The following is a 25,521-nucleotide window of genomic DNA, read 5'->3' as shown; positions in this document are numbered from 1 at the left end:
AGCCAGCCCGGTGCACCCATTTCCTCGGTGATGGCTGCGGCGATTTCGGCAAAACGCTCCTGATATTTCGCCAGGATGTTCTGCAGCAATTCAACGCGGTCGGCGCGGCTGGTTTGTGAATAGCCCGAAAACGCCTTGCGGGCGGCCATCACCGCGCGGTCAGCATCGGCAGCGCTGCCCATCGAGATCACGCCAGCCACGGCTTCGGTCGCCGGGTTGATCACGTCGAGCTGCTTGGGCACCGCCGGATCTACCCATTGGCCGTCGATATAGAATTTGGTGTAGTCGCGCATAGCTCAGCCTCCCCAGCTGTGTGGTTGGGAGAGTTGTAGCACGCCGATGGGGCGATTCGGCGCTTGGCGCTTTTGATAAGGCTATTTGGCCGGCAGCAGCATCTCCACGGCTGCTGTCATGCTTTCCACACCCGTCGCGATGGTCGGTGCCGGATCAGGGGCCCAGCCGCTGTTGTGCAGCGACGGGATCGCCGGACCGCCAGCGTTCGCGGCCTCCCACTGCGCCTTGCCGACGCCACCCAGCCAATAGATCACCGACGGGATTTTTGCTTCCAGCCCGAAATACTGGAAATCTTCCGACGCCATCGACGGATCGAGGTCCACCACCCGGTCCTTGCCCAATTTGGCTTCGAACTGGGCCTTCAGGCGGGTGGCCATCGGCGTGTCGTTCAACGTGGGCTGGCCGAACGTGCCGCCACGGAAGCTCGGCATCAGGCGTTCGGGGATGCCGGCGGCGATAGCTTCGCCGTTCACCACCCGTTTGATGCTGTCGATCAACCGCTGCTGCTGGACGCTGTCATAGCTGCGAATGGTCAATTGCAGCGCCACCTCATCGGGGATGATGTTGTGCTTGGTGCCGCCGTGGATGCTGCCCACGGTGATCACCGCCGGTTGGAACGGATCGTTTTCACGGGAAATGATGGTTTGCAGTGCCGTGATGATTCGCCCGGCCAGGGCCACCGGGTCTTTCGTCGTCGCCGGATAGGCGCCGTGGCCGCCAACGCCCTTCACAACGATATCCATCGAACTGCTGATCGACAGCGCCCGGAACAGCGGCACGCTCACCTGGCCGGCAGGCAGTGTGCTGTTGTCGTGCAAGGCCAAAGCAAAATCGGGCTTGGGAAAGCGCGTGAGCAGGCCATCGGCCAGCATCGCCCGCGCGCCGCCGCTGGCTTCTTCGGCGGGCTGCCCGATCATCACCACGGTGCCGCGCCAGACCTTGCGATGCTCCGCGAGCCAGCGCGCCGTGCCGATCCACACCGCCATGTGGATATCGTGGCCGCAGGCATGCATCACCGGTGTCATCGGGCCATCATCATACTGGCCCAGCGCGACACTGGCGTAAGGCAGGCCGGTAGCTTCCTTCACCGGCAGCGCATCCATGTCGGCGCGGATCAGCACGATTGGGCCCTTGCCGTTCTTCAGCACTGCCACCACGCCAGTGCGGCCCACCTTTTCGGTTACCTCGAAGCCGGCTGCCCGCGCTTCGGCCGCCATGATGCCGGCCGAGCGGAGCTCGTGAAAGGCCAGTTCGGGGTGAGCGTGCAGATCCTTGTAGAGCGTGACCAGATCAACCGGAGCAGCAAGGGCGGGGGCAGCAGCAGCAAGCACCAGGCCAGCGAGGACACACTTCATGGTCATGATTCCCTGTTTCAGCGCTTGGTAGGCAGCAACATCATCACTGCGTCGGTCATGGTGGCGACGCCAGTGGCGATGGTGGGGGCAGGATCGGGCGCCCAGCGCGGGTTGTGAGGGCCGGGCAGTTTGGTGCCATCCTTCTGCGCCTTGGCCCAAAGTTCGGCATTCACCGCGCCCAGACTGTACATCACCGTCTGGATGCGCGGATCGGCAAGGCCGAACTGATTATAATCTTCCGACGCCATCGACGGGTTGCCTTCCAGAACCTTGTCTGGCCCCAGCGTCTTCTGGAACAGCGCCTTGATGCGGGTGGCAAGCGCGCTGGTGTTGATCGTGGGTTGGGTGCCATTAGGGTCCACCGTCACCTCGAGATAGAGGCTCTCCGGCAGGCCGGCGGCGATCGCTTCACCACGGGCGATGCGCTTGATGCCCTCGATCAGCTTGGCCTGAACCGCAGAATCAAAGCTCCGCACCGTGAGTTGCAGGTGCACGCTTTCGCCGATGATATTGTGCTTGGTGCCGCCATGGATGCTGCCCACCGTTACCACCGCCGGGCGGAACGGATCATTCTCGCGGCTCACCAACGTTTGCAGCGCCAGCACGATGCGGCTAGCCAGCACCACCGGATCCTTGGTGTCGGCCGGGTAGGCGCCGTGGCCGCCAACGCCCTTCACCTCGATGTCCACGGTGTCGGCCGCCGAGGCATTGGCGGCCAGATTGACCTGAACCGTACCGGCAGGGCCGGTGCCATCGTGAAGCGCCAGGGCATAATCGGGGCGGCCGAAACGGGCGTAGAGCCCGTCGGCCAGCATGGCGCGCGCACCCTGGATAATCTCTTCGGCTGGTTGCGCGACCATGATCACCGTGCCGCGCCAAGCGGTCTTCTTCACCGCCAACGCCCGCACCACGCCGGCCCACACCGTCATGTGGATGTCGTGGCCGCAGGCATGCATCACCGGGGTTTCGGGGCCGCCTGCATAATGGCCGGTGGCCTGGCTGGCATAGGGCAGGCCGGTGATTTCCTTGACCGGCAGCGCATCCATGTCGGCGCGCACCAGCACGGTGGGGCCGGGGCCGCTCTTCATCACGGCCACGACACCGGTGCCGCCCACTTTCTCGGTCACCTGCCAGCCGGCAGCGCGGGCTTCCGCGGCGAGGATGCCGGCCGAGCGGGTTTCCTGGAAGCCCAGTTCGGGATGGGCGTGGAGATCCTTATAGAGCGCGACCAGATCGACCGGCCCGGCGTCCGCGGAGGTGGCCAGCAGGGCAGCCGCCAGCAGGATCGTCTTCATCTTCTTCCCCCTCAAACCAGAGCCGACAAGCCATCCCACGCCAGCTTGCCGCCCACCAGGATCATCAGCGCGTGCATGATGGCATAGAAACGCGGGCCATCAATACGCCGCACCAGCACGGTGCCGGCCCACGTGGACGCAAGCGCCGCCGGCATCAGTGCCGCGGCCAACCACAGATTTTCCGGCGTGAAGGCACCCAGCGCATAATAGGCGGGCACTTTCAGCCAGTTGATCAGTGCGAAAAACACGCTGCTGGTGCCGATGAACATGTCGCGCGGCAACTTCTTCGGCAGCACATGCATCTGGAAAGGCGGCCCACCAGCATGGGCGATCTGGCTGGTGAAGCCGGCCGTCGCGCCCATCGCCACACCCTCCCACGCTCTCCCCAGTCGCGCCGGCACCCCGCGATGTTCGGCGCGGATACGCTGGATGGCAAACACGATGGCAATCAGGCCCACCGCCGCTTCTACCACCGATACCGATACGAAACGCGCCAGCGCCCAGCCGGCGAAGATGCCCACGCACGCGCCCGGCACCATGATTTTCAAGATGGCAACGTCGCGGTGGGCACCAAAGGCCTTCACCGAAAACACGTCCTGCACCAACAGGATCGGCAGCAATATGGCCGCGGCCAGCACCGGGCTCATGCCAAGTGCCATGATCGGCACACCCAGCACGCCCAGCCCGGCAAAGCCGCCCTTGGCGAGGCCCAGGATGGTCACGCCCACCAGCGCTGCGACCCAGAAGGCCCAGCCCTGCGCGCTGAGCAATTCGGCAATGCCTGCGGGCACGATCAGGCGGCGCGCAGTTCGATCAGCACCAACCGTGCCGTCCAGCGCGGCCACGGCAGCGCGATGCGCCAGTGGCCGGGCCCGACCGCCTGCAAGACACCCAGCTGGTCGCGTTCACCATCCTCGCCATAACGCAGCCGGCCCATCTCGCCGGCCAGCCGCAGCGTGCCGAGAAACACCAGCCGATCGACATCGGGATAGAGCGTGCCCAGATACTGCTGCGGCCCCGGCGCCGTTTCAAAGCGCAGCACGATGCCATCGGCGCTGAGCCGGCACGGCGCCCATGCACTGGCCTGCACCGTCGGGCTGACACGCGGGCTGCCCTGCCGCCAACCAAGCTGGATGGTACGGCACTGGTGGGCACCTGCTGTCGGCAAAGCCGGATTGGTGGTGATGGCATCGCCGGTTACCGGGCCCAAAGCGGCCATTTCGGCGGCGGCACCGGCTTCGGCCACATCGGCACGGGCCTGATCCCAGGCTTCTGACAGGCGTGCCAGCCGGCCACGATCCTGATCCTTGATCACCGCCTGCCACACATCGGCACGGCGCACGACGGCATAGGGCCGCAGCTCTTCATCCTTGCCGCTGCAGCCGGCCAGAACCAGCAGCGCCAGCAGGGCCAGCGCGCGCCTCATCACTCGCCCAGCATGCCGCGCACGAATCCGGCCAGGCCGAGCTGGCGTTTGCGGCGCAGCCGTTCGGCTTTCAGGATGGCGCGGATTTCGTTCAGGCAGGTTTCGGCATCATCGTTCACGAGGATATAATCATACTCGCCCCAATGGCTGATCTCGTCGCGCGCGCGCGCCATGCGATCGGCGATCACTTCCGGGTGATCGGTGTTGCGGTTCTTGAGGCGACGTTCCAGCTCATCAAGATGCGGCGGCAGGATGAACACCCGCACCAGATCGGAGGCCGCATCGGTCTGCTGCAACTGTTGGGTGCCCTGCCAGTCGATATCGAACAGCACATCGCGGCCATCGGCCAGCGCCGATTCCACCGGTGCGCGCGGGGTGCCATAACGGTTGCCGAACACCGTCGCCCATTCCAGCAGGGCGTTTTCTTCGACCATCGACTGGAACTGGTCGTGCGACACGAAATAATAATCAACGCCGTCCACTTCACCGGGGCGTGGGCTGCGCGTTGTGGCCGAAACGCTCATGGTGATGCCGCTGTCTTCGGCCATCAGCGCGCGCGACATGGTGGTCTTGCCGGCACCCGAGGGAGAGGACAGGACGAACATCAGGCCGCGCCGGAGTGGACTGCGGGCCGGCGCGCCGGTGCGGGCAAACTGCGTCACTTGCGGCGGAACCGATCAAGGGTGACGACGTTGCTGCCTTCATCCTGAGGTTCGGGCGGCGGCGTTTCCGGCGGCGTTTCGGGTGGCGGCCCCTCGCCATCCTCCGGCGCGAATTGCAGGGCGAAATTCACCGCGGGATCCACAAAGCCAACGATGGCATCATAGGGGATCACCAGGCTGGATGGCATCTGGTTGAAGCTGAGCCCGATGGAGAAATGATCATCGGCCACGATCAGATCCCAGTAACGATGCTGGATGACGATGGTCATCTCGTCCGGATAACGCTCCATCAGATGCTTGGGGATGGAAACGCCGGGCGCACGGGTGCGAAAGGCGATGTAGAAATGATGACCGCCGGGCAGGCCACCTTCATCCGATATGCGCTGCAACACGCGGCTGACCACACCGCGCAGCGCATCCTGGACGATGTCGTCATAGGGGATCAGGCTGTCGGGCGTGGTGTCGTTCACGAGAGCTGAGCCTTGGCTGAAAAACGCGGGGGGAATGTCGCCTTCGATTGGCGCGAGGCGTTGTCTAGGTCAAGGGGGGCCAAGGTCAAGCGATATGCCCGCCGCGGTGGTGGATGACATCGCCGCAGCCGGGTCGCGCGTATCTTCGCTGGCATTTGGCGGCGTTTGGTGGAGGAAACAGGATGCAATGCGGGAACACCGGGCGAATGACGGCGGCCCTTGCCCTGCTCGCCGGCCTTTCAGGCTGTGTTTCGGCCGGGCGATTGCCGCCGGCCCGGGCCGACGCGCCCGCGCTTGATGCGCTGGCCTTCTTTAACGGGCAAAGCCGAGGCGAAGGCACACTGAAGATCTCCCTGCGCCGGCCGCGCGCCGTGACGGTGGCCAGCGTTGGGCGTTGGGGCAGCGGTGGCGGCCTCATCCTCGATCAGACGGTGACGCTGGCGGGCCAGCCGGCGACGCAGCGGCAATGGAAGTTGCGCCGTGATGGGCCGAGTGGTGTCGCCGGCAGCCTGAGCGATGCTGCCGGGCCGGTGACCGGCCGCATCGAGGGCAATCGCCTGCACCTGCGTTTCAACATGAAGGGGGGCCTGCGCGCCGATCAATGGCTGGCGCTGCAGCCCGGCGGCCAGATGCTGCACAATGTGATGATCGTGCGCAAATTCGGCCTGCCGGTCGCACGGTTGGACGAGGTGATCATGCGCGAAAATCGGTGAGGGGGTTCTGTTGCCCGGCCCCCCAGTGTCGCTTGCGGGTCGGGGGGCCGTGATTGTGCAAATTGGTGAGGGGGTTCTGTTGCCCGGCCCCCCTCGGGCCGCTGGAATCCACTTCTGTTGCCCGGTGTGGCCCGTACCGCGCTTTCGGCCAGTGAAACTCAGTCCGTGAGGACCGGGTTACGCTGCGATTGCGAATGCCTCGTTGTCGTTGGCATTTATGGTGTTTTGAACGGTTTTACGGCTCATTCAGGCCGGGCAAAAATATCGTCTTTGAACACACGTCGATTCTGGTTCGGCCCCATGCATCGCCCAGACAACGGGTTGAAGAAATGGTGGAGCCGCCGGGTACTGCCCCCGGGTCCGCTGCGTCTATTTCACGGCATCATTTATCGCCATATCCGGCAAGCCGGCATCACTTATGTAGGCGCTGCCCGGCGATTCCTCAAGTCTTGACGAAACGGCGATAGAGCGCCGGAAGCAGCAGCAGGGTGAGCAGGGTGGAGGAGAGGATGCCGCCGATCACCACGGTCGCGAGTGGACGCTGCACCTCCGCCCCGGCGCCAGTGGCAATCGCCATCGGCAGGAAACCGATGCTGGCCACCAGCGCGGTGGAGATGACGGGCCGCAGCCGGTCCATGGCGCCCTCGCGCACCGCATCGTCCCTGGCCATGCCTTCGCCGCGCAGATGGTTGATGTGGTCAACCATCACCAGACCATTCAACATCGCAATGCCCGACAGCGCAATGAAGCCGATCGCCGCCGTGATCGAGAAGGGCATGGCCCGCACGGCCAGCGCAAACACGCCGCCCGTCACCGCCAGCGGGATGCCGGCAAACACGATCAGCGCCTGGGAGACGGAGCCCAGCGCGCCATAGACCAGCACGAGGATCAGCAGCAGACACGCCGGCACCAGCACCACAAGCCGCGCCTTGGCCTCCTGCAACTGCTTGAACTGGCCGCCATATTCGATGCGATAGCCTTCGGGCAGCGCCACCGCCTTCGCCATTTCCGCCTTGGCGTGGGCGACATAGCCTTCGATATCGCTGCCCGAAAGATTGACCAGCAGCGCCGCGCGCTTCTGGCCATTGTCGCGGCGCACCGGCTCCACCGCCAGCACTTCCTCAAGCCTTGCCACCCGGCCCAGCGGCAGCAGCCCGGCCTGCCCGACCCTGAGCGGCAGCGCCCGGATGGTATCGAGATCGGCGCGGCTGAAATCGGGCAGGCGCACGACAATGCCATGGCGGCGGATACCTTCCAATATGGCCCCCACTTCCTGCCCCGCCAGCGCGGTGCTGATGGCACGGTTCACCTCGTCCGCCCCCAGGCCCAGTCGCACCAGCGCGTCGTGATCAACCCGCACCACCAGGCTGGGGGTGCGGCCATCCACTTCATATTCGGCCTGCGCCGTGCCAGGCAGACGTTTCAGCACGTTCAGCACTTGCCCGCCCAATTGTTCCAGCCGGTCATTGTCGTCGCCGAAAACCTTCACCGACAGATCGGCGCGCGTGCCTTCCAGCATTTCGTTGAAACGCATCTCGATCGGCTGGCCGCGCAGGAAGCTCTGATCAGCAAACTGGCGTCGGGCTTCGGCTTCGATGACATCCTGCAACGCGACCTTGCTCTGCGGGCCATCGACCGGCCATTCGCTCAGCGGCTTGTAGCTGACATAAAGATCATTCTCGTTCGGCGGCATCGGATCGGTGGCCACCGCCGAGGTGCCGATGCGCGAAAACACGGCAGTGATCTGCGGGAATTTCTGCAGCAGCGATTTTTCCAGCGCGATCTCCAGCGCCAGGCTCTTCTCCAGGCTCATATCCACCGGCTTGTAGACCATGGTGGTGATCGAGCCTTCATCCAGCCGCGGCGTGAACTGGGTGCCAAGCCGGGTGAACAGCAGCCCGGCCGCACCCACCGCCAGCAGCGCCGGCAGCAAGGCCAGCAACGGCCGCGCCAGCGTCGCATCCAGCACCGGGCGATAGGCGCGTTCCAACGCCGCCACCAGCCGGGTCGGCTCGGCACTGGCGCCGGCCTTCAGCCAATAGGATGCCAGTGCCGGCACCAGTGTCACACTCACCAGCAGCGCTGCCGACAGCGCCAACATCACCGTGATCGCCATCGGCCGGAACAATTTGCCTTCCACCCCGCCCAGCGCCAGCACCGGCACATAAACCAGCGTGATGATCGCAACGCCAAAGGCCACGGGCCGCGCCACCTGCCCCATGGCTTCGGAAATCACCGCGCGGCGACCGGTATCAGTGAGCGGATGGCCCAGCCGCGCCTGTTCGGCCGCCAGCCGGCGCAGGGCGTTTTCCACCGCCACAATCGCCCCATCGACGACCAGCCCGAAATCGAGCGCACCCAGGCTCATCAGATTGCCGCTGATATCGAGCCGCACCATGCCAATGCTGGCCAGCAGAAAAGCCACCGGAATCACCGCCGCCACGATCAGCGCCGCCCGCCACTGGCCCAGCGCCAGAATCAGCACGAACGCCACCAGCAATGCGCCTTCGGAAAGATTGCTGCGCACGGTGGCGACAGTGCGCTCGACAATGTCGGCACGGTCATAGCGCACCTTGATCACCATGCCCTTGGGCAAGGCCGCCTGCACCTCGGACAGATGTTCGTCCACCCGCCGGGCCACCTCTCGGCTGTTCTGGCCGGTGAGCATCATGATGGTGCCCATCACGGTCTGCTGGCCGTTCACGGTGGCCGCGCCCGCGCGCAGCATGTGGCCAACACGCACGGTGGCAAGATCAGCCACGGTCAGCGGCCGCACGCCGCCGGCGAACTTCACCGGCAGCGCACCGATGGCTTCGGGCTGCATCACCTTGGCATCGGTGCGCACCACCAGCCGGCGCCCGCTCAGCGAGATGGCGCCGCCACCGGCATTATCGGCATAGGCGGCAACGGCGCCGGCCAGTTCGGCCGGCGTCACCCCGGCGGCCGCCAGCTTTGCCAGGTTCGGCTCGATCACATATTGGCGTTCCAGCCCGCCGATGCTGTTCACTTCGGCGACGCCGGCGACCTGTCGCAGCATTGGGATAACGACATATTCCTGGGTTTCGGCCAGGGCCATCAGATGTTCGTCTTGGGTGCTGGCCGGTTGCAGGCCAGCGTGATGCGGCTCGGCGTGCGGCGGGTGATCCCATTCCAGCGTGTAATAGAGAATCTCGCCCAGCCCGGTGGTGATCGGTGCCAGTTGCGGCGCCGAACCGGGCGGCAGTGTCGCCATCGCAGTCGCCAGCCGTTCCGTCACCACCTGGCGGGCGCGCATCACATCGGTGCCGTCTTCATACAGCAAGGTCACCTGCGACAGGCCCGAACGGGTGAGCGAGCGGAAGCCAGTGAGACCGGGCTGGCCGCCCATCAGTCGCTCGATCGGCACCGTCACCCGCGTCTCGATCTCCTCGCCGGCGAGGCCCGGCACGGCGGTGTTCACCTGCACCTGCACGCCAGTCACATCGGGAACGGCATCGATGGGCAAGGTGACGAGGTGATACAGGCCAATCGCCGCCGCAATCAGCGCCGCGATCAGCACGCCGCCACGATGGCGGGCGCTGGCCGAAATCAGGGTGGCGATCACGGCTGTTCGCCGCCCCCAGTGAGGATGCGGATATTCTCCCGCGCTTCCCACAGGCCGGCGCGCGTCTCGAGCACCGCCGTTTGCGCATCCAGCCAGCCAGTCTGCATTTGGACATAAATGGCCAGCGGCACCGCACCCAGGCGATAGGCGCGGTCGGCTTCGGCGGCGACTTCGGCGAAGTGCTGCGGCGCATCCCCCGGCCACTTCTCCAGTGCCTCCGACCGTGCGCGATAGAGGGCGGCATCGGCATGCAGGCTGGCCAGCAGGCGCCGCCGAGTCGCGATCAGCGCCGCCTCACCCTGTGCGGCGCGCGATTCGGCGGCCGCAACATCGCCTTCCTGCCGGTTCCACAACGGGATCGTGGTTTGCGCGCGCACCCCGGCAATGGTGTCGCGCACATCGCCGCGTTCCCGCGTGAGATAGGGCCCGATCGTGATGGCGCCAACCCGCCTCTTTTCGGCCAAACGCACCGCCAGCCCCTGCTGGCCCAGTTGCGCCTTCAGCGCGAGCAGTTCGAAATTGCCGCCTTCCAGCCGATCGGCCAGCACCGTCACATCCGGCAACGGCGGCGGTGCCGACGGCGGACGCAGGATGCGCACCCGCGCCGGGAAGGGCTGGCCGCGCAAGCCGTTCAGTTCATAAAGGATCGCGTTGTAGCTGGCCTGCGCTTCAGCGGCGATGCGTTCGGCGTTGATTGCAGAGGCTTCCAGCACGGCGGCTTCCAGGCGCGGCGCCGGCCCGGCCGGATCGCGCGCCACCAACACCGCGGCCAGGCCGCGCATCCGCCCCGCCACGGCGGCGGCGGCATCGGCGCGTTCACCGGCGGCAAACAAACGATAGCCCAAGCTGCGGGCACGGCCGGCCAACGTGGCATCGAACTGTGCCAGCCCCAGACGCGCCAGCGTCACATTGCCTTGCGCAATCGCCTTGCGCAGCGGGATACGGCCATTGAACTCGATCGGCTGCAGGATCGAGACGGCAAAGGCCGGGCCGTCGCCCAGCCGCTGACCGGTCAATGGACTGTCGGTGCGCTTTTCGCCGAAATCGATGCTGATTTCCGGATCGGCGAGCCGGCCAGCCGCTGAGACACCGGTCTGCGCCAGGCTGATCTGGCGGGCAAGATACTGGCGCTCGGGATTGCCGGCCACCACGTCGGCGGCGAGCGCATCGATGGACAGCGCTGTCTGTGCTGCGGCGGGGGCCGCCACTGCAATGGCGGCAAAGAGGCAAACCATGCGGATCATCCCGATCCGCGTAGAGCAATTGCTACAAAAGAAAACCCGTTATATTGCGGGTTCTTAGTTGCGATTAGGTCGCGATAGCGGTTGAGCACGGCGCCGTTGATGGCATCCCAGTCAAACGCCTGCGCGGCGGCCAGCCCTGCTTTGCCGTGCCCGGCGCGCAGCACCGGATCGGTGCAATAATGCTGCAGCGCATCAGCATAGCCGGCGATGTCACCCGGCCTCACCAGCGCGCCGGTGGTGCCATCGGTGACCAGACATTCGTTGCCGCTGGCCCGCGCCGCCACCACCGGCAGGCCGCTGGCCATGGCTTCCAAATTGATGTTGCCAAAGGTTTCGGTGGTCGACGGGTTGAGCAGCATGTCCATGCTGGCATAGGCCCGCGCCAGGTTGGTGCCATCAAGAAAGCCGGTGAAGATGGCATCAGGCGCCAGCGTTTCGAACCGCTCCCGCGCCGGGCCATCGCCCACCACCACCAGACGGTGCGGCACAGCGCGCTGCTTGAGTTCGGCCACCGCAGCGGCCATGGTTTCCAGTCCCTTTTCCAGCACCAGTCGGCCGACGAAGCCGATCACTGGCTCGCTGTCGCCGATGCCCAGCGACCAGCGCCATTCCGACGAGCGGCGCTGCGGATTGAAGCGCGCCTTGTCCACACCCCGGCTCCAAACCGCAGGTTCATTGGCGATAATGCGCGCAGCCCGCATCATCTCGCCAAAGCCGGGCGTGGTGACGAACACTTCATCCAGCCCGGCATAGAAACGGCGCAGCATCATTTCCATCAGCGGCCGGGCAAAGCCGAAACCATAATATTCAAGATAGGTTTCAAACCGGGTGTGGATGGAGGCCACCACCGGCACCTTCAATCCGCGCGCCAGCCGCTTCAACGAATGGGCCGCGGGATCGGGGGCGGAAAGATGGATGATATCGGGCGCGAAATCGCGAATTTCGCGCTTCAGCCGATCGGGCACGCCCAGCGCCACCCGATATTCGTCGCGCCCGGGGATCGACAGGCTGGGCACCGAAACCAGCGTGCCGGCCGGTTCGAACGCCGGCGTATCGCTGGTGGGTGAATAAACCCGCACGTTGCAGCCCTGCCGTTCGACAAATGCCACCAGCCGGTTGAGCGCCTGGTTCGCCCCGTCGCGCACGTAGTTATAGTTGCCCGAATAGAGCACGATCCGCAGCGGGCGGGCGGGCGCCGACGCAGGCGCGGTTTCAAACACTTCGGGCATCTTAAAGGCGGTGGCCACGATCATTTCCCTTATTCACTCGCTCATTCGCATGCCATTGTGGCCAAGACGGGGCAGAGTGAGGGCAGGTCGGCCCAGATCGGGCCAGAACCGCAAAAGCGCCGCCCGGATGGCCGGGCGGCGCTTTTGCGAATTGCGGTTGCCCGCGATCAGGCGGCAGTGGCAGCCCGGCGGCGACGGGCCACGGCGCCAACCAAGCCGAAGCCGGCGATCAGCATCGCCCAACTGGCCGGTTCCGGCACCACGGTCCCCGAGTTGGTGAACACCAGCTTTTCATAGGCAGCCGAGCTGTTGAGGCCCTGGATATCGTTGATGCGATAGCCACCGGTGAAGGTGAGTGTGTGGATGCACAGAGCCGCCGCAGCTGCAAATTTCACGATTTTCATGATCATTCCCCCGAACAAGCGCAACGCCGGCCAACCGCTGACACGGCTCAATCCAGCGCAGCACAAGGAACGACTCACGCGTCAATGCGCTAAACTGAACGATTCCTTCATACAGGATTAATATAAAAGTTCAAGAAAGTTTCAATTTCGTTAACTCAAATGCCGTATGCAGTGTTTTCACGGCCGTTCACAGCCAGCTTGTCAGGCGGCTCCACGGAATTGTGAAAAGACAGAGCTTTCGGGCTGAACTGGCGGCGAGGGCGCATGAAAAAGGGGCGCGGCGGTTGCCCGTCACGCCCCGCATTCTGTGCCGCCGATTGGGCGGTGCGGTCGATCAGCCTTCGGTCTGCTCCAGCGCCTTGGCGTTGGCCTGCTGCACGGAGCGCAGCACCGCATCGCGGCTGGCAGCGGCCACACGAAGGCGGCCGATGCCGGCGCCGGTGCCGGCCGGGATCAGGCGGCCGACGATGACGTTTTCCTTCAGACCAGTCAGGGTATCGATCTTGCCCTGCACCGCGGCTTCGGTGAGCACGCGGGTGGTTTCCTGGAACGACGCCGCCGACACGAACGACTTGGTCTGCAGCGAGGCCTTGGTGATGCCGAGCAGCACCGGCTTACCGGCGGCCACGCGACCATCCTGACCAAGCTTGGCGTTTTCTTCGTCCATCTCCTCGCGGTCGACCTGTTCGCCCACCAGCAACGTGGTGTCGCCGCTTTCGGTGATTTCCACCTTCTGCAGCATCTGGCGCACGATCACTTCGATGTGCTTGTCGTTGATGCGCACACCCTGCAGGCGATAGACTTCCTGGATTTCGGCGCAGAGATATTCGGCCAGCGGCTCCACACCCAGCACTTCCAGAATGTCGTGCGGGTTGGGGTTGCCATCGATCAGATAGTCACCCCGGCGCACGAAGTCGCCTTCCTGCACGGCCACGTTCTTGCCCTTCGGCACCAAATACTCGGCGACGTCCCCACCATCTTCCGGACGGATGTTGATGCGGCGCTTCGTCTTGTAATCCTTGCCGAATTCGACACGCCCATCAACACGCGCGATAACCGCGTTGTCCTTGGGAACGCGGGCTTCGAACAATTCGGCCACACGCGGCAGACCGCCGGTGATGTCGCGGGTCTTGGCAGCTTCACGCGGAATACGCGCCAGCACGTCACCGGCCGACACATCCTGGCCATCGGCCACCGACAGAATGGCATCGGTGGCGAGCATGTAGCGCGCCGATTCACCGGACTGGTCATCGAGCAGGGTGATGCGCGGACGCAGATCGTCCTTCTTGTTGCTCGACTTCCATTCGGTGACGACCTTGTTGGCGAGGCCGGTGGCTTCGTCGACTTCTTCCTTCAGGGTCGTGCCTTCGATCAGGTCCTGGTATTTCACCTTGCCCGACTTTTCAGTGATCACTGGCAATGTGTACGGATCCCACTCAGCCAGACGATCGCCCTTCTTCACCGTGATGCCTTCAAGGTGCGTGATCAGCGCGCCGTAAGGGATACGGTGGATCGAACGTTCGCGGCCTTCGCTGTCGCGCAGGACGAGTTCGCCGTTGCGCGCCATCGACACGTTGCGGCCACGGCTGTCGGTGATGGTGACGATGCCGCGGAATTCGATGAGGCCATCAACCGGCGCATCGAGCGTGGACTGTTCCGACACCTGCGCCGCACCACCAATGTGGAAGGTGCGCATGGTGAGCTGCGTGCCCGGTTCGCCGATGGACTGCGCCGCGATGACACCCACGGCTTCGCCCATGTTCACCGGCGTGCCGCGCGCAAGGTCGCGGCCATAGCAGGTGGAGCAGACGCCGCCCTTGGTTTCGCACAGCAGCGGCGAGCGGATTTTCACTTCCGCCACGGCCGCCGTTTCGATGCGGGTCACGTCGGATTCGGTCAGCAGGTGACCGGCCGGCGCCACGACTTCACCGGTCTTGGCATCGACGATGTCAACCAGCACGGTACGGCCCAGGATACGCTCACCCAGCGACACGATGGTGTTGCCGCCTTCGACGATGGCCTTCATCAGCATGCCACGCGGGGTGCCGCAATCTTCCTCGACGACGACGCAATCCTGCGAAACGTCGACGAGACGGCGGGTCAGGTAACCCGAGTTGGCGGTCTTCAGCGCGGTATCGGCCAGACCCTTGCGGGCGCCGTGGGTCGAGTTGAAATACTCCAGCACGGTCAGGCCTTCCTTGAAGTTCGACAGGATCGGCGTTTCGATGATCTCGCCCGACGGCTTGGCCATCAGGCCGCGCATGCCGGCCAGCTGCTTCATCTGGGCCTGCGAACCACGGGCACCGGAGTGCGCCATCATGTAGATGGAGTTGATCTGCGCCTCACGGCCATCCGGCCGCTTCTTCTTGGCGCTGATTTCCTTCATCATTTCACCGGCAACCAGGTCGCCGCACTTGGACCAGGCGTCAACGACCTTGTTGTACTTCTCGCCCTGCGTGATCAGGCCGTCCTGATACTGCTGCTCGAAATCCTTCACCTCGGCCTTGGTCTTGTCGACCAGAACCGCCTTGGCCGCTGGGATCACCATGTCGTCCTTCCCGAAGCTGATGCCGGCCTGGAACGCGTGGCGGAAGCCCAGCGCCATGATGGCATCGGCAAACAGCACCGTCTCCTTCTGGCCAGTGTGCCGATAGACGGTGTCGATGACGTCGCCGACCTCCTTCTTGGTCAGCAGACGGTTGATGGTTTCGAACGGCACCTTGTGGCTCTTGGGCAGCGTTTCGCCCAGCAGCAGGCGGCCCGGCGTGGTGTTCACGCGCTTCATGTAGAGCTGACCGTTCTCATCGGTCTGCGGCACGCGGGCGATGATCTTGGTGTGCAAGGTCACGTTCTTGTTGAACAGCGCCTGGTGCACTTCGCTCATCGTGCCGAAGGCCATGCCTTCGCCCGGTTCCTTCTCGGACTCCATCGACAGATAATAGAGACCCAGCACCATGTCCTGCGACGGCACGATGATCGGCTTGCCGTTGGCGGGGGACAGGATGTTGTTGGTCGACATCATCAGCACGCGCGCTTCCAGCTGGGCCTCAAGGCTCAGGGGAACGTGCACGGCCATCTGGTCACCGTCGAAGTCGGCATTGAAGGCCGAGCAGACGAGCGGGTGCAGCTGGATGGCCTTGCCTTCGATCAGCACGGGTTCGAACGCCTGGATGCCAAGGCGGTGCAGCGTCGGCGCGCGGTTCAGCAGCACCGGATGCTCGCGGATCACCTCGTCAAGGATGTCCCAGACTTCCTTGCGTTCCTTTTCCACCCACTTCTTGGCCTGCTTCAGGGTCATCGAAAGACCCTTGGCGTCGAGGCGCGAGTAGATGAACGGCTTGAACAGTTCCAGCGCCATCTTCTTCGGCAGGCCGCATTGATGCAGCTTGAGTTCCGGACCGGTGACGATCACCGAGCGACCCGAATAATCGACGCGCTTGCCAAGCAGGTTCTGGCGGAAGCGGCCCTGCTTGCCCTTCAGCATGTCGGACAGCGACTTCAGCGGACGCTTGTTGGCACCGGTGATGGTGCGGCCACGGCGGCCGTTGTCGAACAGCGCATCCACTGCTTCCTGCAGCATGCGCTTTTCGTTGCGCACGATGATGTCCGGCGCGCGCAGCTCGATCAGGCGCTTCAGGCGGTTGTTGCGGTTAATGACGCGGCGATAGAGATCATTGAGATCCGACGTCGCAAAGCGGCCACCATCCAGCGGCACCAGCGGGCGCAGTTCCGGCGGGATCACCGGCACCACCTGCATCACCATCCATTCGGGCTTGTTGCCCGAGTTGATGAAGCTCTCGACGATCTTCATCCGCTTGATGATCTTCTTCGGCTTCAGTTCCGACTTGGTGGTGCGCAGCTCCTCGCGCAGCGTCTCCATCTCGCCTTCAAGATCGAGTTCCTGCAGCAGGATGCGGATGGCTTCGGCACCGATACCGGCCTGGAACGCGTCTTCGCCATATTCTTCCTGGGCGGTCATCAGTTCTTCTTCGGTGAGAAGATCGAACTTCTTGAACGGCGTCATGCCCGGATCGAGCACCACATATTGTTCGAAATAGAGCACGCGCTCCAGCTGCTTGAGCTGCATGTCGAGCAGCATGCCGATGCGGCTGGGCAGCGACTTCAGGAACCAGATGTGGGCAACCGGCGCGGCCAGTTCGATATGGCCCATGCGCTCGCGGCGGACCTTCGACACGGTCACTTCCACGCCGCACTTTTCGCAGACGATGCCCTTGTACTTCATGCGCTTGTACTTGCCGCACAGGCACTCGTAATCCTTTATCGGGCCAAAGATGCGGGCGCAGAACAGGCCATCACGCTCCGGCTTGAAGGTCCGGTAGTTGATGGTTTCCGGCTTCTTGATCTCGCCGAACGACCAGCTGCGGATCTGCTCCGGGCTGGCGATGGCAATCTGGATCTGGTCAAACGTCTCGGGCTTGGCGGCCGGCGAGAAGAAATTCATCACTTCGTTCGTCATCTTCTTTCCTCCGTTTCCCCTCCCGCTCGCGGGAAGGGCTGGGGGTGGGCAGAGTGTGGGGTGGGGAATAACCGGCGGTGAGGCCGGTTAATCCACCTTCTCGTTGCTCTGCAGCTGGACGTTGAGGCCCAGCGACCGCATTTCCTTGACCAGCACGTTGAAGCTTTCGGGGATGCCGGCTTCGAACGTGTCGTCACCCTTGACGATGGCTTCATACACCTTGGTGCGGCCCACCACGTCATCGGATTTGACGGTGAGCATTTCCTGCAAGGTGTAGGCCGCGCCATAGGCCTGCAGCGCCCACACTTCCATTTCCCCGAAGCGCTGGCCACCGAACTGGGCCTTGCCGCCCAGCGGCTGCTGGGTGACGAGGCTGTAGGGACCGATCGAGCGGGCGTGGATCTTGTCGTCCACCAGGTGGTGCAGCTTGAGCATGTAGATATAGCCCACGGTGACACGGCGATCGAAGGCATCGCCGGTGCGGCCATCGAACAGCTCGACCTGACCAGACGTTTCCAGCCCGGCCAGTTCCAGCATGTGCGACACGTCCGCTTCCTTGGCGCCATCGAACACCGGGGTGGCCATCGGCACACCGCCCACCAGGTTGCGGGCCAGTTCGATCACCGCGGCATCGTCGTAATCGGCGATGTCGAGCAGATACTGCGAGCCATAGATGGCCTTGAACAGTTCGCGGATCTCGTTGGCCGTACCGCTCGCCATGGTCTGATGGATGTTCTCCAGCATCTCGGCGATTTTCTTGCCAAGGCCGCGCGCGGCCCAGCCCAGGTGGGTTTCGAAGATCTGGCCGACGTTCATGCGGCTGGGCACGCCCAGCGGGTTGAGCACGATGTCGACCGGGGTGCCGTCGGCAAGGAAGGGCATGTCTTCCTGCGGCAGGATGCGGGAGATGACGCCCTTGTTGCCGTGACGGCCGGCCATCTTGTCACCCGGCTGCAGCTTGCGCTTCACCGCGACAAAGACCTTCACCATCTTCAGCACGCCCGGCGGCAGTTCGTCGCCGGCCTGCACCTTGGATTTCTTGTCTTCGAGGCGAGCAGTGATGGTGGTGTGGGCTTCATCCCACTGCGCCTTCAACGCTTCCAGGCCGGCCTGCATGGCATCATCGGCCACGCCGAACTTCCACCATTCACGGCGCGGCTGTTCTTCCAGCATGGCCTCGTCGATGGCGGCGCCCTTCTTCACGCCCTTGGGCGCGGCGACCACTTCCTGGCCCAGCAGCGCATCGCGCAGACGGGCATAGGTGGCGCGATCAAGGATGGCGCGTTCGTCGGTGGCGTCCTTTTCAAGGCGCTCGATTTCCTCGCGCTCGATCTGCAGGGCGCGTTCGTCCTTGTCGATGCCATGGCGGTTGAAGATGCGCACATCAACGATGGTGCCCGACACGCCCGGCGGGAGACGCAGCGAGGTGTCACGCACATCGCTGGCCTTTTCGCCGAAGATGGCGCGCAGCAGCTTTTCTTCCGGCGTCATCGGCGATTCACCCTTGGGGGTGATCTTGCCAACCAGGATATCGCCCGGTTCCACTTCGGCGCCGATGTAGACGATGCCGGCTTCGTCGAGACGGGCCAGCGCGTCTTCACCAACGTTGGGAATGTCGCGGGTGATGTCTTCCGGGCCCAGCTTGGTGTCGCGGGCCATCACTTCGAATTCATCGATATGGATCGACGTGAACACGTCTTCCTTGACGATCTTCTCGTTGATCAGGATCGAATCTTCGTAGTTGTAGCCATTCCACGGCATGAACGCGACGAGCACGTTGCGGCCCAGCGCGAGTTCACCATCTTCAGTGGACGGACCGTCGGCGATGATGTCGCCCTTCTGCACCAGGTCACCCACGGTCACCAGCGGGCGCTGGTTGATGCAGGTGGACTGGTTGGAACGCTGGAACTTCATCAGCGTGTAGATGTCGACGCCCGACTTGCCCGGCTCCACGTCCTGCGTGGCGCGGATCACGATGCGGGTGGCGTCCACCTGGTCAACGATGCCGGTGCGCTTGGCGGCAATGGCAGCGCCCGAATCGCGCGCGACCGTGCCTTCCATGCCGGTGCCCACGAACGGGCTTTCGGCCTTCACCAGCGGCACAGCCTGACGCTGCATGTTGGAACCCATGAGCGCGCGGTTGGCGTCATCGTTTTCCAGGAACGGGATCAGCGATGCGGCGACCGACACCAGTTGCTTCGGCGACACGTCGGCGAGCGTGATGGTGCTGGCCGGGGCCATCAGGAATTCACCGGCCTGGCGGGCCGAGATCAGTTCCTCGACATAGGTGCCGCCCGCATCGATGCCGGCGTTGGCCTGCGCGATGGTGTGGCGGGCTTCTTCCATGGCCGAAAGATAGACGACATCGTCGGTCAGCTTGCCGTTATCCACCTTGCGGTACGGCGTTTCGATGAAGCCATATTTGTTGACGCGGCTGAAGGTGGCGAGGCTGTTGATCAGACCGATGTTCGGACCTTCCGGCGTTTCGATCGGGCAGATGCGGCCATAGTGCGTCGGGTGAACATCGCGCACTTCAAAGCCGGCGCGCTCACGGGTCAGACCGCCCGGGCCGAGGGCCGAGACGCGGCGCTTGTGGGTGACTTCGCTGAGCGGGTTGGTCTGGTCCATGAACTGCGACAGCTGCGACGAGCCGAAGAATTCACGCACCGCGGCCACGGCCGGCTTGGCGTTGATCAGGTCATTGGGCATGACAGTGTCAATATCGACGCTCGACATGCGCTCCTTCACCGCGCGTTCCATGCGCAGCAGGCCAACGCGATACTGGTTTTCCAGCAGTTCGCCGACCGAACGCACGCGGCGGTTGCCGAGATTGTCGATGTCGTCGATCTCGCCCTTGCCGTCCTTCAGTTCGACCAGCGTCTTCACCACCGAGGCGATGTCCTCGCGGCGCAGCACGGTCACATCGTCCGGGCAGTCCAGCGCCAGGCGCATGTTCATCTTCACGCGGCCCACGGCCGACAGGTCGTAACGGTCCGGATCGAAGAACAGGCCATAGAACATGGCTTCGGCGGTTTCGCGCGTCGGCGGTTCGCCGGGGCGCATGACGCGATAGATTTCGGCAAGCGCATGGTCGCGCTCTTCCACCTTGTCGGCCATCAGAGTGTTGCGGATCCACGGACCCACCGACACATGATCGATGTCGAGCAGTTCGATGCTGGTCTGGCCGGCGCGGTCGATCTTCTCGAGATTTTCGGCGGTCAGTTCGTCACCGGCTTCGATGTAGATTTCACCGGTGGCTTCGTTGATCAGATCGAACGCCGAATAGCGACCGAAGATTTCCTCGGTCGGGATCAGCAGGCTGGTCAGGCCATCGGTGGTCGCCTTGCGCACCATGCGCGGCGTGATCTTGGTGCCGGCCGGGAACACGACTTCACCGGTATCGGCGTTGACCACGTCGAACGTCGGCTTGGCATTGCGATAATTGGCTTCGACGAACGGCACCTTCCAGCCGGCTTCGTTGTTCGCACCATGGCCGCGCACCCAGGTGACGCGGTTGTAGAACAGGTTCAGAATTTCTTCCGAATGCCAGCCCAGCGCGTACAGGAGCGTGGTGACCGGCAGCTTGCGCTTGCGGTCGATGCGGACGTTGACCATGTCCTTGGCGTCGAATTCCAGATCGAGCCACGAACCGCGATAGGGGATCACGCGGGCGGCAAACAGATACTTGCCCGAAGCATGGGTCTTGCCGCGATCATGATCGAAGAAGACGCCCGGCGAACGGTGCATCTGCGAAACGATCACTCGCTCGGTGCCGTTTATGATGAAGGTGCCGTTGCCGGTCATGAGCGGCATGTCGCCCATGTAGACATCCTGCTCCTTGATATCGAGCACGGAGCGGGTTTCGGTATCGGGATCCACTTCGAACACGATCAGCCGCAGCGTGACGCGCATCGGCGCCGCATAGGTCATGCCGCGCTGGCGGCACTCGTCCGTGTCGTACTTCGGCTCTTCCAGTTCATAATGCACGAAGTCCAGCTCGGCGGTGCCGGCGAAATCGCGGATCGGGAAAACGCTGCGCAGCGTCTTTTCAAGGCCGGAGACATAGCCCACCGCCGGGTTGGACCGCAGGAACTGTTCATAGCTTTCGCGCTGCACCTCGATGAGGTTCGGCATCTGCACGACTTCGCCGATATGGCCAAAGTTCTTGCGGATGCGGCGGCGGTTGTTGAACGGCTTCACGCCCTGGGGCGGCTTCATCTGGGTGGCCATGTGTTCTGGTCGCCTTCTGGTCAAAATTTCGCTTCCAGCAGGCAAGCCCGTCTGGAAAAACAGCAAAAACCGCACAGCACCCCACTGCAGCGGAATGTCGCACGGTCACTGGCGATAGAAGCCCCGCCACCCTTCCTCCGTCGCGGCCCGATCGCGCTACGGGCCGTGTCTCGAAAAGCAGCAGGCTGGCCGGGAATCGAGATCCCTTCCGGTGATGAGCGGCAGATAGGCGTTTTGTTGGATTTGGGCAAGGGGGAGCGCCGGGTGCGGCGACATGCCAAAGGAAAAGGGGCAGCCCCGGCTGGAGCTACCCCTTTCCTGTTTCCTGCCGGACGGGCCGGCATGAAGCGTTGAAGCTTACTTGAGTTCCACCGTCGCGCCGGCTTCTTCGAGCTGCTTCTTGATCTTCTCGGCGTCAGCCTTCGACACGGCTTCCTTGACGGCCTTCGGAGCCGATTCCACCAGGGTCTTGGCTTCGGTCAGGCCCAGGCCGGTGATGGCGCGGACTTCCTTGATGACGTTGATCTTCTTGCCACCGTCGCCGGTGAGGATCACGTCAAATTCGGTCTGCTCTTCAGCAGCCGGAGCAGCAGCGGCGGCCGGACCAGCGGCCACGGCCACGGCCGCAGCGGCGGACACGCCCCACTTTTCTTCCAGCATCTTGGCGAGGTCAGCGGCTTCCAGCACGGTCAGGGCGGAAAGCTGTTCAACGATCGAGTTCAGGTCAGCCATTGTATTTCTCCAGTGTTTTCAGATTGGTTTGTCGTGTTCGAATGCCTCAGGCGGCATCTTTTTCGGCATAGGCCGAGAAGACGCGAGCCAGCTTGGCGGCCGGCGCACTGGCCAGCTGGGCCAGCTTGGTCGCCGGGGCGTTGACCAGGCCAATGATCTTGGCGCGCAGCTGGTCGAGCGACGGCAGTTCGGCCAGGGCCTTCACGCCATTCACATCCAGAACCGTGCCGGCCATGGCACCGCCAACGATTTCGAACTTGTCGGTCGTCTTGGCGAATTCCACCGCGATCTTGGCAGCGGCCACCGGATCGGTGGACGTGGCAAGGCCGATCGGGCCGGTCAGCAGATCACCGATCGGCTGGTAGGGCGTGCCTTCGAGCGCAATGCGCGCGAGGCTGTTCTTCGTCACCTTGTAGCTGGCGCCGGCAGCGCGCATCCGGTTCCTGAGGTCGCTCGACTGAGCAACGGTCAGGCCATGGTTGCGCGCGACCACGACAACCGAAGTTTCGGTCAGCGTTTTGGCCAGGCTGGAGACGGCGTCGGCTTTTTGGGCGCGATCCATGCTCACTCCTTGGTTTCATGCCCGCAAGACCGTCTTTCGACGGCCCGGCGGGCCGGTGATGACGCAGCATGACGCTGCGCCGGCTCATGAGCCTTGCGCCTGCCAATCACCATTGCTGGGGAGGAGCGGGCACCAGGCCCGTCCGAAGAGGATCGTCACCACACCGGGAACACCCAGCGCAGACCGGATCAGGCACGCGGCCCGACCAGGGAAAACCAACCTCGTCTCATGCAGGCCCAAACGGCTTAAGGTGAAACACCACCTGCAATCTCGGACGGTCGCCCGGCCATTTCTGACCGGAACGGCTGTGGCGCGATAGGGGGAAGCGCCAGCAGAGTCAAGCGATGGCCGAACGGAAAAGGGCCGGAGCAGTCTCCCGCTCCGGCCCCTTTTTTGTGTTCAGTGATCGCTGGCGATCAGGCGTATTGGCCGGTCGACGACGGATCGACCTTGATGCCGGCGCCCATCGACGAGCTGACCGCAACCTTGAGCAGATACTTGCCCTTGGCGCCGGTTGGCTTGGCCTTGATCACGGCATCGAGCAGCGCGTTGAAGTTGGCGCGCAGATCGTCCTGCGGGAAGCTGGCCTTGCCCAGGATGCCATGGATGATACCGGCCTTTTCGACGCGATATTCAACCTGGCCACCCTTGGCTGCCTTCACGGCTTCACCAACGTTCATGGTCACGGTGCCCAGCTTCGGGTTCGGCATCAGGCCCTTGGGGCCCAGCACCTTGCCGAGACGGCCAACCAGACCCATCATGTCCGGCGTGGCGATGCAGCGATCGAAATCGATCGTGCCGCCGGTCACCAGTTCCAGCAGGTCTTCAGCGCCAACCACGTCGGCGCCGGCAGCCTTGGCTTCATCAGCCTTGGCACCGCGGGCGAACACGCCCACGCGCACGGTCTTGCCGGTGCCCTTGGGCAAGGTGACGACGCCGCGCACCATCTGATCGGCATGGCGGGGATCGACGCCCAGGTTCAGCGAGACTTCGATGGTCTCGTCGAACTTGGCGGTGGCCAGGCTCTTCACCAGGCCGATGGCTTCGTCGATCGAATACAGCTTGTCGCGGTTCACCGCGGTGGCCAGAGCCTTGGCCTTCTTGGTCATAGCCATGTGATCAGCCCTCCACCACTTCAAAGCCCATTGCACGGGCCGAACCTTCGATGGTCTTCATCGCCATCTCGATGCTGTTCGCGTTCAAGTCGGGCATCTTCTGCTCGGCGATGGCGCGGATCTGCGACTGCTTGATCTTGGCAGCCGGTGCGCCCTTGCCCGGCGTGGTGCCGCCCGACTTCAGGCCAGCCGCCTGCTTGAGCAGGAAGGAGGCCGGCGGCAGCTTGGTGATGAAGCTGAACGAACGATCGGCATAGACGGTGATGACCGTCGGGATCGGGGTGCCCTTTTCCAGGGATTCAGTCTTGGCGTTGAACGCCTTGCAGAATTCCATGATGTTCACGCCGCGCTGGCCCAGTGCCGGGCCGATCGGCGGCGAGGGGTTGGCGGAACCCGCCTTCACCTGCAACTTGATATAACCAGTAATCTTCTTGGCCATGTGGCCGCTCCTTGTTGTGTGGTGCTAGCGGCCGGGGCAACCGGCCTCCCACGCCTGTGGTGAAAGCGCTGAATTACTTCTGCTTTTCCACCTGTTCGAAGCCGAGTTCGACCGGGGTTGCCCGGCCGAAGATCGACACCGAAACCTTGACGCGGCCATGATCGTAGTCGATTTCCTCGACCAGGCCGTTGAAACTGGCAAATGGGCCATCGAGCACGCGCACGCTGTCGCCGATCTCGAAATTGGCCTTCTTCTTGATCTTGGCCGCAGGGGTTTCCTCGGTCTTGGTGTTCAGCATGCGGGCGGCTTCCGCCTCGCTCACCGGCTGCGGCTTGTTCTGCTGGCCCAGGAAACCTGTCACCTTGGGCGTGTTCTTGACGAGGTGATAGACGTCGTCGGTCATCGCCAGCTTGGCCAGCACATAACCGGGCATCGATTTGCGCTCGATCTGGCGCTTCTTGCCCTTGAACACTTCGGTGACGGTCTCAGCCGGCACCTCGACAGCATCGATGAAAGCTTCAAGGCCCATGCGGCGGGCTTCGGCGAGGATCGATTCCTTCACCTTGTTCTCGAAACCGGAATAGGCGTGAATGATGTACCAGCGCGACATAGGGTTCCTCAGGCAGCGAGGCTGAGCAGGAATTTGACGGTGCGACCAAGGGTCTGGTCGATGCCAAGGAAGAAGACCGACAGCAAGGTGGTCATGATCAGCACCATGATCGTCATGCGCACCGTGTCGGGCAGGGTGGGCCAGGCGATCTTGCGGGTTTCGGTCTGCACCTGGCGCACGAATTCCGCCGGGGAAACCCGGGGCTTCTTCGCCACTTCTGCCTTGGCCTCACTCACGCCATCACCCTTTGCCGTTCCGCTCAACACGAATCACACAACGCAGCGTTCAGGCGCAAATGCCCGACGCCTGCAACGCCAATAACCGGTACGGGAAACCCCGTTACCGGCCGGATGGACGCTGCCCGCATACCCCGAAATGGGCCCAACGCCCCTGTTTTTCAACCGCTTGTGGCCGAAAACCCGAAGCTGCTGGCAGGAGTGGAGGGGCTCGAACCCCCGGCCCTCGGTTTTGGAGACCGATGCTCTACCAACTGAGCTACACTCCTGTGTGCAGACGCGCGGCTATAAAGAGACGGGCCGGCCGGTGCAAGAGGCTGTGCCGCAAGAGGTTGCGGCAGCGGCGCGGCTGGATTATTGGCCAAGACAACGCGGGTATAGCTTAGTGGTAAAGCTCCAGCCTTCCAAGCTGGCTATGCGGGTTCGATTCCCGCTACCCGCTCCA

At 63.7% G+C, this 25,521-nt stretch carries 20 protein-coding genes, 2 tRNA genes and 1 other RNA gene; 2 read left to right on the top strand and 21 right to left on the bottom strand.

Translation table 11 applies throughout. The features are described 5' to 3' along the window. From Q7O19_RS09760 to Q7O19_RS09730, 7 genes are all read right to left on the bottom strand, one after another. The coding region (locus tag Q7O19_RS09760; protein ID WP_303810238.1) for an aldehyde dehydrogenase family protein at positions 1-293 on the bottom strand (293 nt) is incomplete at its 3' end. 81 nt (positions 294-374) lie between these two features. Then, a complete protein-coding gene (locus tag Q7O19_RS09755) occupies positions 375-1,649 on the bottom strand; it encodes an amidohydrolase (RefSeq protein WP_303810236.1) in 1,275 nt (424 codons plus the stop codon). A 17-nt stretch (positions 1,650-1,666) separates the two neighbouring features. Continuing rightward, complete coding sequence (locus Q7O19_RS09750; RefSeq protein WP_303810234.1) at positions 1,667-2,944, bottom strand: amidohydrolase; 1,278 nt, start codon at positions 2,942-2,944, stop codon at positions 1,667-1,669. 11 nt (positions 2,945-2,955) lie between these two features. Continuing rightward, a complete protein-coding gene (locus tag Q7O19_RS09745; RefSeq protein ID WP_303810241.1) occupies positions 2,956-3,735 on the bottom strand; it encodes a sulfite exporter TauE/SafE family protein in 780 nt (259 codons plus the stop codon). Between the two features lie 2 nt (positions 3,736-3,737). Next, complete coding sequence (locus tag Q7O19_RS09740; protein WP_303810233.1) at positions 3,738-4,370, bottom strand: DUF4893 domain-containing protein; 633 nt, start codon at positions 4,368-4,370, stop codon at positions 3,738-3,740. Then, a complete protein-coding gene (gmk, locus tag Q7O19_RS09735; protein WP_303780528.1) occupies positions 4,370-4,975 on the bottom strand; it encodes a guanylate kinase in 606 nt (201 codons plus the stop codon). Before gmk ends, Q7O19_RS09740 begins: the two co-directional genes overlap by 1 nt. 53 nt (positions 4,976-5,028) lie before the next feature. Beyond that, positions 5,029-5,502: an SspB family protein gene (locus Q7O19_RS09730; RefSeq protein ID WP_303810231.1), complete on the bottom strand. Its 474-nt coding sequence runs from the start codon at positions 5,500-5,502 to the stop codon at positions 5,029-5,031. A 206-nt stretch (positions 5,503-5,708) separates the two neighbouring features. Here Q7O19_RS09730 and Q7O19_RS09725 point away from each other — a divergent pair, with 206 nt between their 5' ends. Next, positions 5,709-6,215 carry a DUF3833 family protein gene (locus Q7O19_RS09725; RefSeq protein ID WP_303810228.1) on the top strand — a complete coding sequence of 169 codons (507 nt, stop codon included), beginning with the start codon at positions 5,709-5,711 and terminating at the stop codon, positions 6,213-6,215. A gap of 102 nt (positions 6,216-6,317) precedes the next feature. On the opposite strand, the gene ssrA is transcribed toward Q7O19_RS09725, so the two are convergent. The 14 genes from ssrA to Q7O19_RS09655 all read right to left on the bottom strand — a co-directional run bounded on the left by ssrA (position 6,318) and on the right by Q7O19_RS09655 (position 25,345). Next, positions 6,318-6,665: a transfer-messenger RNA gene (ssrA, locus tag Q7O19_RS09720) on the bottom strand. Next, positions 6,658-9,798 carry an efflux RND transporter permease subunit gene (locus tag Q7O19_RS09715; protein WP_303810227.1) on the bottom strand — a complete coding sequence of 1,047 codons (3,141 nt, stop codon included), beginning with the start codon at positions 9,796-9,798 and terminating at the stop codon, positions 6,658-6,660. Before Q7O19_RS09715 ends, ssrA begins: the two co-directional genes overlap by 8 nt. Then, a complete protein-coding gene (locus Q7O19_RS09710) occupies positions 9,795-11,042 on the bottom strand; it encodes a TolC family protein (protein WP_303810225.1) in 1,248 nt (415 codons plus the stop codon). The genes Q7O19_RS09715 and Q7O19_RS09710 overlap by 4 nt, the downstream gene beginning before the upstream one ends. Then, a complete protein-coding gene (locus tag Q7O19_RS09705) occupies positions 11,039-12,271 on the bottom strand; it encodes a glycosyltransferase family 1 protein (RefSeq protein ID WP_303810240.1) in 1,233 nt (410 codons plus the stop codon). The genes Q7O19_RS09710 and Q7O19_RS09705 overlap by 4 nt, the downstream gene beginning before the upstream one ends. A gap of 167 nt (positions 12,272-12,438) precedes the next feature. Next, a complete protein-coding gene (locus Q7O19_RS09700) occupies positions 12,439-12,675 on the bottom strand; it encodes a PEPxxWA-CTERM sorting domain-containing protein (protein WP_303810224.1) in 237 nt (78 codons plus the stop codon). 334 nt (positions 12,676-13,009) lie between these two features. After that, positions 13,010-17,152: a DNA-directed RNA polymerase subunit beta' gene (gene rpoC, locus Q7O19_RS09695; RefSeq protein ID WP_303810222.1), complete on the bottom strand. Its 4,143-nt coding sequence runs from the start codon at positions 17,150-17,152 to the stop codon at positions 13,010-13,012. A gap of 87 nt (positions 17,153-17,239) precedes the next feature. Further along, positions 17,240-21,382 carry a DNA-directed RNA polymerase subunit beta gene (gene rpoB / locus Q7O19_RS09690; protein WP_303810220.1) on the bottom strand — a complete coding sequence of 1,381 codons (4,143 nt, stop codon included), beginning with the start codon at positions 21,380-21,382 and terminating at the stop codon, positions 17,240-17,242. 357 nt (positions 21,383-21,739) lie between these two features. Then, a complete protein-coding gene (gene rplL, locus Q7O19_RS09685) occupies positions 21,740-22,114 on the bottom strand; it encodes a 50S ribosomal protein L7/L12 (RefSeq protein WP_022679370.1) in 375 nt (124 codons plus the stop codon). A 46-nt stretch (positions 22,115-22,160) separates the two neighbouring features. After that, entirely contained in the window at positions 22,161-22,676 is a 516-nt protein-coding gene (gene rplJ / locus Q7O19_RS09680) for a 50S ribosomal protein L10 (RefSeq protein ID WP_273433882.1), read from the bottom strand. 416 nt (positions 22,677-23,092) lie between these two features. Beyond that, complete coding sequence (gene rplA / locus Q7O19_RS09675; RefSeq protein ID WP_029131231.1) at positions 23,093-23,791, bottom strand: 50S ribosomal protein L1; 699 nt, start codon at positions 23,789-23,791, stop codon at positions 23,093-23,095. 4 nt (positions 23,792-23,795) lie between these two features. After that, the gene (rplK, locus tag Q7O19_RS09670; RefSeq protein ID WP_022679373.1) at positions 23,796-24,230 is read right to left on the bottom strand and encodes a 50S ribosomal protein L11; all 435 of its coding nucleotides are present in this window, start codon (positions 24,228-24,230) and stop codon (positions 23,796-23,798) included. Between the two features lie 73 nt (positions 24,231-24,303). After that, on the bottom strand, positions 24,304-24,840 hold the full coding sequence (gene nusG, locus Q7O19_RS09665) for a transcription termination/antitermination protein NusG (RefSeq protein ID WP_303810218.1): 537 nt from the start codon (positions 24,838-24,840) through the stop codon (positions 24,304-24,306). Positions 24,841-24,848: 8 nt separating this feature from the next. Continuing rightward, positions 24,849-25,076, bottom strand: coding sequence for a preprotein translocase subunit SecE (gene secE / locus Q7O19_RS09660; RefSeq protein ID WP_303810217.1), 228 nt, complete (start codon positions 25,074-25,076; stop codon positions 24,849-24,851). A gap of 193 nt (positions 25,077-25,269) precedes the next feature. Continuing rightward, positions 25,270-25,345 (bottom strand) — tRNA-Trp (locus tag Q7O19_RS09655). Between the two features lie 102 nt (positions 25,346-25,447). Between Q7O19_RS09655 and Q7O19_RS09650 the strand changes: the two genes are divergently transcribed. After that, a tRNA-Gly gene (locus Q7O19_RS09650) sits at positions 25,448-25,521 on the top strand.

This window comes from Sandarakinorhabdus limnophila DSM 17366 (assembly GCF_945882885.1).
GTDB classification, from domain to species: Bacteria; Pseudomonadota; Alphaproteobacteria; order Sphingomonadales; family Sphingomonadaceae; genus Sandarakinorhabdus; species Sandarakinorhabdus limnophila_A.
This window is presented reverse-complemented; position numbering and strand designations above follow the sequence as displayed.